14 protein-coding genes, 2 tRNA genes and 1 pseudogene are annotated in these 11,123 nt (G+C 64.1%); 13 read left to right on the forward strand and 4 right to left on the reverse strand.

Annotation, left to right across the window (positions count from 1 at the left end; genetic code table 11):
- The first annotated feature begins 154 nt into the window (after positions 1–154).
- From DYI37_RS03360 to DYI37_RS03395, 9 genes are all read left to right on the forward strand, one after another.
- Complete coding sequence (locus DYI37_RS03360) at positions 155–904, forward strand: PD-(D/E)XK nuclease-like domain-containing protein (protein ID WP_245413750.1); 750 nt, start codon at positions 155–157, stop codon at positions 902–904.
- A gap of 122 nt (positions 905–1,026) precedes the next feature.
- Positions 1,027–2,091: a recombinase RecT gene (locus tag DYI37_RS03365; protein ID WP_158555067.1), complete on the forward strand. Its 1,065-nt coding sequence runs from the start codon at positions 1,027–1,029 to the stop codon at positions 2,089–2,091.
- Between the two features lie 92 nt (positions 2,092–2,183).
- Positions 2,184–2,504, forward strand: a complete 321-nt coding sequence (locus DYI37_RS03370) for an HNH endonuclease (RefSeq protein ID WP_210209325.1) — start codon at positions 2,184–2,186, stop codon at positions 2,502–2,504.
- The gene (locus DYI37_RS20115; RefSeq protein ID WP_199520065.1) at positions 2,501–3,796 is read left to right on the forward strand and encodes a hypothetical protein; all 1,296 of its coding nucleotides are present in this window, start codon (positions 2,501–2,503) and stop codon (positions 3,794–3,796) included. Before DYI37_RS03370 ends, DYI37_RS20115 begins: the two co-directional genes overlap by 4 nt.
- Positions 3,786–4,445 (forward strand): DUF551 domain-containing protein, encoded by a 660-nt coding sequence (locus tag DYI37_RS03380; protein ID WP_116681747.1) that lies wholly within the window; start codon positions 3,786–3,788, stop codon positions 4,443–4,445. Before DYI37_RS20115 ends, DYI37_RS03380 begins: the two co-directional genes overlap by 11 nt.
- On the forward strand, positions 4,435–4,842 hold the full coding sequence (locus DYI37_RS19745) for a hypothetical protein (protein WP_147307866.1): 408 nt from the start codon (positions 4,435–4,437) through the stop codon (positions 4,840–4,842). The genes DYI37_RS03380 and DYI37_RS19745 overlap by 11 nt, the downstream gene beginning before the upstream one ends.
- Positions 4,843–5,034: 192 nt before the next feature.
- Entirely contained in the window at positions 5,035–5,379 is a 345-nt protein-coding gene (locus DYI37_RS03385; protein ID WP_116681748.1) for a DUF2806 domain-containing protein, read from the forward strand.
- The gene (locus DYI37_RS03390; protein ID WP_116681749.1) at positions 5,372–5,605 is read left to right on the forward strand and encodes a hypothetical protein; all 234 of its coding nucleotides are present in this window, start codon (positions 5,372–5,374) and stop codon (positions 5,603–5,605) included. The genes DYI37_RS03385 and DYI37_RS03390 overlap by 8 nt, the downstream gene beginning before the upstream one ends.
- 188 nt (positions 5,606–5,793) lie before the next feature.
- The gene (locus DYI37_RS03395) at positions 5,794–6,771 is read left to right on the forward strand and encodes a site-specific integrase (protein WP_147307867.1); all 978 of its coding nucleotides are present in this window, start codon (positions 5,794–5,796) and stop codon (positions 6,769–6,771) included.
- A gap of 51 nt (positions 6,772–6,822) precedes the next feature.
- On the opposite strand, the gene DYI37_RS03400 is transcribed toward DYI37_RS03395, so the two are convergent.
- Positions 6,823–6,896, reverse strand: a tRNA-Gly gene (locus DYI37_RS03400).
- 22 nt (positions 6,897–6,918) lie between these two features.
- A tRNA-Tyr gene (locus DYI37_RS03405) sits at positions 6,919–7,003 on the reverse strand.
- A 196-nt stretch (positions 7,004–7,199) separates the two neighbouring features.
- On the opposite strand from DYI37_RS03405, the gene rlmB reads away from it, so the two are divergent.
- Positions 7,200–8,015, forward strand: coding sequence for a 23S rRNA (guanosine(2251)-2'-O)-methyltransferase RlmB (gene rlmB, locus DYI37_RS03410; RefSeq protein ID WP_116681751.1), 816 nt, complete (start codon positions 7,200–7,202; stop codon positions 8,013–8,015).
- Here rlmB and DYI37_RS03415 read toward each other — a convergent pair.
- Together DYI37_RS03415 and DYI37_RS03420 are read right to left on the reverse strand one after the other, a co-directional pair.
- Positions 7,999–8,766 (reverse strand): endonuclease/exonuclease/phosphatase family protein, encoded by a 768-nt coding sequence (locus tag DYI37_RS03415; RefSeq protein ID WP_116681752.1) that lies wholly within the window; start codon positions 8,764–8,766, stop codon positions 7,999–8,001. The two genes, rlmB and DYI37_RS03415, sit on opposite strands and share 17 nt — an antisense overlap.
- Positions 8,753–9,391, reverse strand: coding sequence for a sugar transferase (locus tag DYI37_RS03420; protein ID WP_116681753.1), 639 nt, complete (start codon positions 9,389–9,391; stop codon positions 8,753–8,755). The genes DYI37_RS03415 and DYI37_RS03420 overlap by 14 nt, the downstream gene beginning before the upstream one ends.
- 104 nt (positions 9,392–9,495) lie before the next feature.
- Between DYI37_RS03420 and DYI37_RS03425 the strand changes: the two genes are divergently transcribed.
- The 3 genes and pseudogenes from DYI37_RS03425 to DYI37_RS03430 all read left to right on the forward strand — a co-directional run.
- Entirely contained in the window at positions 9,496–10,428 is a 933-nt protein-coding gene (locus DYI37_RS03425; RefSeq protein WP_158555068.1) for an NAD-dependent epimerase/dehydratase family protein, read from the forward strand.
- A 53-nt stretch (positions 10,429–10,481) separates the two neighbouring features.
- Entirely contained in the window at positions 10,482–10,658 is a 177-nt protein-coding gene (locus DYI37_RS19885; protein ID WP_158555069.1) for a hypothetical protein, read from the forward strand.
- A gap of 161 nt (positions 10,659–10,819) precedes the next feature.
- Positions 10,820–11,123 (forward strand): annotated as a pseudogene (locus DYI37_RS03430) (5-aminolevulinate synthase); the annotation flags it as partial.

Consider the following 11,123-nt stretch of genomic DNA (forward strand, 5'->3'; position numbering starts at 1 on the left):
CACGTACCGGAACATTCCGCTCTCGACCTACCACGGCAAGCGCGATCTCTTCGACGGGCCGTCGATCTCGAAGAGCAGCCTGAAGCACCTCCTGCCGGTTTTCGGAGGATCTCCGAAGGCTTTCTGGGGTCGGTGGATCGAGAACCCGAACCGAGTGGAAGGCAAGACGTCCGACGCTCTTGATTTCGGGAAGTGCGTGCATTGCCTCCTGCTAGGTGACGAGGTGTTTAAGGATGCCTTCGAGGTCCGGCCGGAACAGTGGAAGGACTACAAGCCGAAGGCCGCGCAGGAATGGCGCGATGCCGTCAGGGCCGCGGGCAAGACGCCGGTGACGCTGGACGATCTCGAACGTGTCCGGCGGATCGCAGATGACGCAGCGAACTACCCTGAGGTTCGCCAGGGTATCCTGAACGGACGGGTCGAGCGCACGATCGCATGGAAGGACGAAGAGACCGGCATTTGGGTGAGATGCCGTCCTGACGTCCTGTCGAATGCTGATGGCGTTTTCGCCGACCTCAAGACGTGTTCCTCGTTCAGCGAGGACTTCTTGGAGCGGCAGGCATTCGACGCCTGTTACTGGCTCCAAGGCGCCATGACGCGCTTCGTCTGCCGTCACCTCGGCATGCCGTTCGAAACCTTCGTCTTGCTCTACGTGCTGAACAACGAAGTGCCGGACACGACGCACGTCGAACTCTCTCAGCACGAACTGGATCGAGGCGAGCGAGCATTGCGGTGGTCGCTGCGCACGATCCGGCAGTGCCTCAACAACGGGTCATGGCCCGGTGCCCGCCCGTTCCGTGGCGGCGAATCCGACCTTCAACTCAAGCCGTTCCACAAATCCAAGATCGACGATTTCCTCGAGCGTGAGGAAGCGCTTCACCACGACGAAAGGGCAGCGGCATGAGCAACGCTCTCGCAGTTCAGAACGATCGCACGTCGATCAATTCCGTCGCCTTCGGTCGCGGCGACAACGGCGGCCAGATAGCCCCGCAGAACCTCGGCGATATCGTCCGGTTTGCTGAGGTCATGTCGAAGGCGGACATCGCCATCCCGAAGCACCTTCGGCAGAACCCGGGAGCATGCCTCGCTGTCTGCATGCAGGCGTTCCAGTGGGAAATGGACCCGTTCGCCGTCGCTCAGAAGTCGTATGATGTCGGCGGCCGGATGGCCTATGAGGCGCAGCTGATCGCTGCCGTGATCAACACCCGCGCGGGCCTCGCCAAGCGCCCGGCGATCGAATACCGCGGCGCTGGCGCGGATCGGCAATGCGTCGTGACGTTCGAAGCTGACGATGGATCGACGCACGTTTACGAGAGCCCGCGCTTCAGCACGATCACGCCGAAGAATTCCCCGCTCTGGAAGTCCGACCCGGATCAACAACTCGCCTACTATTCCGTGCGCGCTGGCGCCCGTCGTCATTTCCCCGAGGTCATTCTCGGCGTCTATGATCGCGACGAGCTTTCGGGCGCGAAGGATGTAACGCCCGAGCCCCGCCCCTCACTCTCCGCACGCCTTGCCGCCGCCAAGCCCCACAGCGACCCGTCAGAGCCCGACGAAGGTTTCAGCCGGTCTCACGTCGCCGGGGAGATCGAAGGGCGTCAGGAAGGCGGGGAAGGCCGATATCGAGATCCCGATACCAGTGACCATTCCGGCGACGTCACCAATATGGTCGACGCGGGCCAAGGTGACCCGGCCGGTTCGGGGGAGGAAATCAATGCTGAGGCCCCGAGCGATAAGGGTTTGGACCCGGCCGGAGACCCTGGAGGAAATCAATCCGAAGACGGGCACGTCGACCCCGCCGACGAGCGCGAGCCCGACCTGTCCAGCAACGTGACGAACCTGCTCGCCGAGGCCGCATCCAAGTTCCTGGCCGCCGCCACCAATGCGGATCTATCGGAGCGTGAACGGCAACAGGCGATCGGATCGAACCTCTCGGTCTGGAAGAAGGAGATCGGCGAGGATCACCACGACCGGCTGAAGAAGGTGGTCGACCGGGCGAATGACGTCATCACCGGGAAGTCGAACCTCAATATGGCTGTGAAGCTGATTGCGGCCGAGATCGGCGCTCGGGAAGAGGACGTTCGGCCATGAGCAAGGCTGTCCCCATGATCGACAACCCGCTGGGTGGCCGAGACGTGCCCGAGTGGATCGGCAGGACGCCGGACACGCCGATCCCGCCCCGCGTGAAACAGCGCATCTTCGTCCGTCACGGCGGTAAGTGCCATCGGACGGGCGTGAAGATCGGCCCGACCGACGCGAAGGACTTCGACCACGTGATCGCTCTCTGCAACGGAGGCGAGAACCGCGAAAGCAATATCGCTCCGATACTCGCCGGCAAGCCGCACGCGGAAAAGACCGCCGAGGATGTTGCGATCAAATCGAAGACCGCACGGATGCGAGCGAAGCACCTGGGGCTTCATCCAAAGCCTGCCGGCAACTCCCGCCTCCGCTCCCGCAACACGTTCCAGACCGGCCGCAATCGACAATATGAGGACGCCCGATGACCCAGGCTGAACAGACCCACGCCGCCCACACGGCCCGCGAAGGCGACTGGATGCAGACCGCAACAGGCCGCCAGTTCTGGCCGATCGATCCTCGCCCCGAGGAAGTCTGCATCGAAGACATCGCCCACGCGCTGTCGATGCTCTGCCGTTTCGGCGGCCATTGCCGGCGGTTCTACAGCGTGGCGGAGCACTCGGTCTTACTGTCCCGCTCCGTCGCTCCCGAGCACGCTTTGTGGGCGCTGATGCACGACGCCAGCGAAGCCTACCTCGTGGACGTTCCTCGTCCGATCAAGCCGTCTCTCATGGGCTATCGTGAAGCAGAAGACCGCATCATGTCGGCAGTCTGCGAACGGTTCGATATGCCGGTCGACATGCCGGCAGAGGTCAAACATGCCGATGGCCGCATACTCGCCGACGAAGCGGCTCAGAATATGGAAGTGCCTCCCGTCACCTGGAACGACACCGGCGCTCCGCTCGGTGTAGAGCTTCAGTTCTGGACGCCGGAACGTGCGCGCCACGAGCTCCTATCCCGCTTCTGTGATCTGACCGGTATCGCCGCCCAGCCCGAGCCGACCGCCGTGGATGTGCGGGTGCCGCTGGAGCCGATGGAAACCGCCCCGAAAGACGGCACGCCCATCTTGCTGTTCTTCGGTGAAGACACCCGCACGGCAGGATGGTGGACCGGGGATGCCGAGTACCCGTGGGCGTTCATCGATACCGGGATGGTCGATATCGGGACCGGAGTGAACCATAGCCGCGATGACAAGTACGGCCCTTCACATTGGGCTCCGTTCAAATGCCTCGCCACCACCCCAGCCGAGACTGGCGAGGTGGAGGCGGTGAGATGGCCGAACGGCTGCAACGAGACCGTCCCGGAGGCGCTGCGTTTTCTTGCCAACAATGATCGCCCGAGCGGCGGCGAACAGAGTTTCAACAGAGCCCATCTTTACCAACTGGCTGGCGAGATAGAGCGCATGGCGAAAAGCCCGCTCTACGCCCATCCTCCCGTCTCGTCCGCTGACGCCGCGACGATCGAGCGTAAAGCGCTGGAGGAAGCCACGTTCATGCGAAATGCAGCGGTCAAGTCGCGGCAGCGAGCCGAAACCGCCGAGGCCGAAGCCGCCGATCTGCGCAGGCAACTCGCCGAGAGCAATGCGCGGGTGGAGCTTCGCTGCCTTGAGGAATACGAAGCTTTCGCTTTGAGCGTCGGCGTCTCGAATAGCGCGCGGACGCAGCGTATCGCAAAACTCCGCGCCACCCTCTCCACCGAAGGAGGCTCCGATGCAGCGTGATGATGCCCGCTACTGTGCAGGGGCGAATGCACACATCGAAATAGGAGGACTTTGCGAACGGCACGTCGAGGAGCTTCGCGCTCATGCGCGCAAGCTTCAGCAGATGATGGCCGACAATTCACCGACCTATCCTGCACCGGCAGATGGATGGGTCTGCTTCCACTGCGGCCTCAGGTTTACCACAGGAGCGAGCGCCGAAGCTCATTTCGGATGTTCGCCAGCCGGTAAGCCGGTTTGTCTCGCCACCCGAGCCGCACGATCCGACGCTCTGGCGGATGCGCTGCGGGAAGCGTGCAAGATCATCCGCGAGCATGTCGAGACCGGAAGCGTGCTGTGGAGCAAAAATGGCGAGATGGAACAGGTCCGCCGATGGGAAGCCCTCGCCTCCCACGAGCAGGGCAAGTCGGTGGAGGGGTGGAACTCCGACATGAACGCCGCGCCGCGTGATGGAACGCCAATCGTCACCGTCGTCTGGTTTTCTCAAAGCTTCGACGGCGACATGACACCCGAATATCGAGTTCTGGCATGGGACGTTCTAGAAGACAGCGGATGGTGCGATCAAGACGGCAACCCCGTCGATGACCATCCAACCCACTGGATGCCCCTTCCCGCAGCACCCACCCAGGAGGGCAATCAAGATGGCCGCTGATACCGAGACGCTGATCGCGAAGCTGGAGAAGCAACGCGTATGCCGTCGATGCTCCTGCGTCTCATGCGATCGCGAAGGCGCAGGAGAGTTTCACGACCACGTATGCACCGATGGCGAAGGCTGCGTAGAAAGCCGGGACAAGCTTCGAAGGAAGGTCCTTGCACTCCGGATTCTTTGCACCGAAGCCGCCGACCGCATCGCCGCCCTCCAAGCCTCCCAAGCCGAGGCAGATGCCAGGGTGCTTCAGGCGGTGGAGGACGAGCGGGCAGCCTGTGCGAAGATTGCCGACAGGCAGGCTTGGGCTCACGGAGGGCAATTCTTCGACGGCCCGAACGGCGGCGAGATAAACAGCATGGCGATCGCCGCCGCCATCCGCTCGCAGGGAGGTGCGGAGTGACGGGGAAGCTTAACAGATGCCATTGCGGATCGACCCCAAAGATGGAGATCCATCGGGTGGCTGAGGACGCGATGGAAACCTTCGTTCTGTGCCGGTCTTGCGGGCGACAGATCGATCCGATCGAGGACGCCTATTCGGACGCGGCGACGGCGGCATGGCAATGGAACAGGGGTCTATTGCAGGAGCCCGCCCATGTTGACTGACCCCCGCAACCAGCCCCGGTCGGATGCCGAAGGCTATCACTGTCCCAACTGCGGCGGTGCGTGGCACGATGGCAGCGAACTGTGCGTCGATTGGATGAACCGCTTTGCGCGCTACGCCGAGGACGCCAGCACTGATCACCGTCAGACCCGATGGGGCAAGGTCATGGCGCACGAAATCCGCAACCCCGGCAGTCTGACCTTTGCGGATCTCCGCGAGATAGACGAGGCGCTGACTGAAGAGGCCTGGATGGCTGTTTTGTCACGCTCGCTCGGACGGACCAAACCGACACAGACGAGGCCAGAGGATCGAGAGGGAGGCAAGCGAGATGGGTGAGCACCTTTCGCCACGGTTCATGACCGACGAGCAGCTGCGCGCCTCTTTCGGCCTTACCGCGGCAGCCCTGCGGCGCCTCCGGGCGATCCGTGAGTTTCCCCGGCGAGACCGGTTGACGGACCGCACCGACAGCAAGGCCGTCGAGCGCTACTTTGACAGGCGATCAGGATTGGAGCCTCATCAGCACGGCGGCATTCCCGCCGCCGCTGTCACAGAGAGGTTCTGATGCGGAAAGATCGACCAGGATACAAATACCGGCGAAGGGCGAACGGCACCCTCGCCCATTATTGGGATCCGAAAAGAGCCGTAAAGGGCGCGCCAGCGTGGGCGAAGCCACAGCCGATCGCCGACGACGCGACCGACGAACAGATCGTTGAGATCTGCCAGGCGTTGACCGACGAGCTCCGCGGCAAGATGGATGACACGGGCCCGGCCGTCGCCTACGATGGCACGCTCGGCTCGCTCCTGAAGCTATATCGCCACGACGACCTGTCGCCATTTCAGGCGTTGAAGGCTTCGACCCGCGCCCGCGATTATCTGCCCATGCTCGCTCTCATCGAGGAGACCGTCGGCGATCGATTCGTCGAGGAGTTGAACGGCGATGACTTCCGCCGCTGGAACAAGAAGTGGGGCAACCATGGCGCCAACGTCCACCGTGGGCACAACGCCATCAGGAAGTTGAGGGCTGTTCTCAGCTACGGCACACAGAAGCGGTTCGACGACTGCCGGCGGGCTCGAGAGATCCTGTCTCTCATCCGATTCGAGGCGCCGAAGGCCAGAACGGTCATGCTCGAGTACGATCACGCGGTCGCTGTCGTCGAGCAAGCGATCAAACTCGAACGCTTCTCGATCGCCCTTACCCAGGCCCTTCAGTGGGACACTGCGCTGAGGCGGATCGATATCATCGGCGAGTGGCTGCCGGCCAAGGCTGGCGAGGGCGGGATCGTTCGAGGCAACACGCGCTGGCAAGGGCCTTCGGCAAGCGTCATCTCGTCGGACCTCATCCTCACGATCGAGGCGACGTCCAAGACGGGAAGCCGATCGTCTCACGACTTGACGCTTTGCCCACTGACGATGCTTGTTCTTTCGAAGTTCGATCTCCCGAAGATCGGGCCGCTGATCGTCAACGAGAAAACGAAGGCACCGTGGCGCGAGAACTATTACGCGCAGGCGTGGCGAGAGATCGCGAAGGATGCCGGCGTGCCGGACCATGTCTGGTCCATGGACACACGCGCGGGCGCGATCAGCGAGACGGAGGCAGTGAGCGGGATCGAAGCGGCCCGGAAACTCGCCACCCATTCGAACGCGAAGACGACGCTCCGGTACGTTCGTTCGGACGTGCTCGAATCGAACCGTGCCACGGCGCTCGCGCGACAGAAGCTTCGGCCGTGACACGCCTCTGACACGAGTGACACGCGGGCATCGCTAAGTGGTTGGAAAGCTTGGAGCGGGTAGCGGGAATCGAACCCGCGTATTCAGCTTGGAAGGCTGCTGCTCTACCATTGAGCTATACCCGCGGAACCGGATGATCGACGGCGGTGGTGGAGGGGGCTGGATTCGAACCAGCGTACGCTAAGCGAACGGATTTACAGTCCGTCTCCTTTAACCACTCGGACACCCCTCCGAGCCGCCGTTCGGCAGATCCGTGAGAACCTGTCGAGCCGGTGTCATGCCCGCCCCGAGGCGGTCACGATGGGAGGCGTTATGCTTTGCGTGCCGCTCCCTGTCAACGGGTTTCGACGGCAAAATCCGACCGATCCATTTCGATCGCCGGCGGGCGACGAGTTGTCCCGCCGAGACGCCTCCGATAAGGCTTCTCCATGACACAGGAAACACCCTCCCATACGCCCAAGGATACTCACTACGCGAATCTGCGGCGCGCCCATCGCGACCGCAAGCGTGAGAGCGAGCCGGCGGGCGCCGAACCTCTGCGCCTCTATGGTATCCACACCGTCGCGGCTGCCTTGCGCAATCCCGAGCGCAAGCTGCTTGCGCTGCACGTGACGCGCAACGCCCTTTCCCGGCTCGAGGTGAGCGAGGGCGAGATCGCCTGCCCGGTCCACATGGTCGAACCCAAGGCCCTCGACAAGCTGCTCGGAGGCGATGCGGTGCATCAGGGCGTGTGCCTCGAGACCGAACCCCTGCAGCCGCTGCGCCTCGACGAACTGGGCGAGGCCTCGCTTCTTCTGGTGCTCGATCAGGTGACCGATCCCCACAATGTGGGCGCGATCCTTCGCTCCGCGACCGCCTTTGCCGCCGACGGTCTCGTCACCACCTCGCGCCATTCGCCCCAGGAAAGCGGTGTGCTCGCGAAAGCCGCGTCCGGCGCACTCGAACACGTCCGGCAGATCGAGGTGCGCAATCTCTCGGACACGCTGGAAGAGCTCTCCCGCCTCGGCTTCCAGACCATCGGGCTCGATTCGGAGGGTGAGAACGGGTTCGAGGACGCGGCGACCGGAAGCCGGATCGCCATCGTCCTCGGCGCCGAGGGCAAGGGTCTCAGACAGAAGACGCGTGCCACCTGCGACGCCCTCGCACGGCTGGAAATGCCCGGCGCGATCCGATCGCTCAACGTGTCGAACGCTGCCGCGATCGCTCTCTACGCCGTCCGCAGAAAGCTTAGCGCACGATCCTGATATCGGCGATCAGCGGCAGGTGGTCCGAGGCTTTGCCCGCCTCGCCATCCGTGCGGGCCGAGACGATCTCCACGCGATCGGAGGCATAGATCCGATCGAGGGAGACGATCGGAAATCTCTCGGGCCATGACTTCGGCGCGTAGACCGTCGGCAGGACCGGCGAGAGCGCGCGATCGACCCAGCCATGCCGCGACCATTCGTTGAGATCGCCGAGGACGATGGTGGGCTCGTCGATAAACTTCGCAGCTGAAGGGCCTTCCCCGAGGCGCTTCGCGATCGCGCCCGCCTGTCGTCGCCGCGTCGTCGGCAGGAGACCGAAATGGGTACCGATCACCCGCAGGACGGCCGAACCCGCCGCAAGCGTCACATCGATTGCCTTCCTCGCCTCGATATCCGGTCCGGGCAGATCGATGACATCGGACTTCAGGATCGGCAGGCGCGTGAAAAAGAGATTGCCGCAGACGCAGCCTCCCTGCGAACCCGTCTTCACGTCGCGGCAGTGATCGGCCGGGCGCGCATCCGGCCCGACCAGTTTCAGCGTCAGACCGTCCCGTAGAAAGTCGAACGCGTCCGCCGGTCGGCCGAACCCCGTCCGCTCGTCGACCTCTTGCAGAATGAGGATGTCGGGGTCGAACCTCACGATTTCGGACAATGTCCGCTCCCGATCGGCCTTTCCGCCGCGTCCCATCGTCCCGTGGATGTTCCAGCTGACGATTCGGATCGGCGCGCCGTCTTCGTCAGGTCTCGCCATGGCGGGTCCGCTCCGGGTGACGCGGTTCTTCGGGTCGATCCATGTCCGAGGGAGCTTGCGGCGCCATCGCCTCCAGCGCCACGCGGTCGCCACGCCCGGAACCGGTCACCGTCGCGAGAATCAGCCTCAGGTCTTCGAAGAACGAATGCTCGCGGGCATAGGCGCCGTCGATCTCGGCGAGTCGCACCGGCTCGGACATGTCGATGCCGGCGACCTGCGCGCGGCCGGTTATGCCCGGACGCACGGCGAGAGCGCCGTGCTTCATGCGCTCCTCGATCAGAAGCGTCTGCACCGGAAGGCAGGGCCGCGGCCCGACGAGGCTCATTTCGCCCTTGAAGACGTTCCAGAGCTGCGGCAGCTCGTCGAGCTTGTAGCGGCGAAGCTTCGCGCCGAGCGGCGTGACATAGGCCGCGGGCGTTTCATGGGAGGCCCCGCTGGGCGTCTCCCGCTTCATCGTCCTCAGCTTGTAGCAGAGGAAGACCCGGCCATCGCGGCCGACCCGCTCCTGGCGGAAGATGCCGTCGCCCTCGCTCTCGCGGCGGATGCGGAAGGCGAGAACGGCGATCAGCCAGCCGGTCAACAGGAGACCGGCACCACTTGCGAGGATATCGAAAAGACGTTTCATCGCCGATCTGCTAGCACGACATCGAGAGCATTGCAGCCGTGCGCGGCTGTCCATCCTCGATCGGAAGAGGCGAAAGACGGGATGCAGGGAAAGAGGCAACAGCTTTGAGGATCATCGTCAGCGGCGCGTCGGGCTTCGTCGGCCGGCATCTCGTTCCGGAACTCGCCGCGCACGGGCATGATGTCGTCCCGCTCGTCAGGAGCGTAATGGACGGGGGCACGTTCATCCGCGCTCCATCCGATCTCTCGGCGCTCGAGCCCACGGCCTTCCTGTCCGGTGAACCCTTCGATGCGGTGATCCATCTCGCCGCCCTCAATCCGAACCGCAGCGACAGGACATCGAGCGACGAGGCCGCGCTGATGGCCGCCAATCGCGACGGAACCGCCGCCGTCATGAGAGCCGCTGCGCAGGCCCGCATCCCTCGGGTCGTGGTTCTGGGGACCGCGAATGCCCATGCGCCGCAGGACTGGCCGATTTCCGAAGCCTCGCCGATCGCCCCGGTCAGTGCCTATGCGCGCTCCAAGGCGGAGGGCGAACGGATGGCGATCGAGATCGCCCGCGAGACCGGGGTCACCCTCACGATCCTGCGTCCAGCTCCCGTCTACGGCGCGGGCGGACGTGGCATGGTTGCGCTCCTGAAGCGTCTCGCCGACAGCCCGCTGCCGGTCCCGCTGCCGAAAGAACTCGGACAACGCAGCTTCGTTTCGATTACCTCCCTCGTCGCTGCGATCCTCGCCGTTCTCGATCGCCGGGCCGGGCTCATCGAAACCTTCCTCGTCGCAGACGCCCAGCCGGTCTCGCCCTCCGATATCGTCGCAGGCCTTCGGCGCGGCAGAGGTCGCGCCCCGATGCTGGTGCCCGTACCCGACGCCCTCACCAATGCTCTCCTCAAGGCCTTCGGGAAGCGCTCCCATTTCGAGACCCTTCGAAAACCCTTCGTTCTCGACTGGAGCCGTCTTGCGTCACACACCACTTGGCAACCCGAAGCCGATACGATCGCGGCCATGCAGCGCGAGGCCTCACGAAGCGCGCGGTAGGACCGGGTCCGGCGGAACCGTCTTCGCGTGCGAAGGATCAGGACGAAACGAAGATGAGCAAGGGCGATAGCGAGCGGGACGCGCGTTTGCAGCGGGAGCTGCGGGCCAATCTGAAGCGCCGAAAGGATCAGGCGCGGGCGCGCACGAAACCGGCCGGCCTCATGGGATCGTCCGAGGAGGAGGAGACAGCTGATCGTCCCGACGCCGGGACGTCCGACGAACGGACCTGAGACCGTCCGGTCGACTGCTGACAAACCCTGCGGAAACGCCGCTCCGGCCTGCTCCTTGGCACTTTGGTCCACCTTTCACGGCGCGACCTTTTCCCGCCCCCGCGTGGACAAGCAGGCCCTGCAGGATTAGAACTCTTCCGAAGTAAGGAGTCCGCCTGATGATCGATTACGCCCGCCATTTCGCCCATGCGATCGAAGCCCTTCACGCCGAGAAGCGCTACCGGGTGTTCGCCGATCTGGAGCGGATTGCGGGCCGGTTTCCCCAGGCGATCTGGCGTCACGAGGGCGAGGCGCGCGAGATCACCGTCTGGTGTTCGAACGACTATCTCGGCATGGGCCAGAACGCGGCCGTCACCGAGGCCATGACCCGCACCGTCACCGCCATGGGCTCGGGCGCCGGCGGCACGCGCAACATCTCCGGCACCAACCATCCGCTGGTCGAGCTCGAGCACGAACTCGCCGACC

The sequence above is a fragment of the Fulvimarina endophytica genome (assembly GCF_003403015.1).
In the GTDB taxonomy this organism is placed as follows: Bacteria; Pseudomonadota; Alphaproteobacteria; order Rhizobiales; family Rhizobiaceae; genus Fulvimarina; species Fulvimarina endophytica.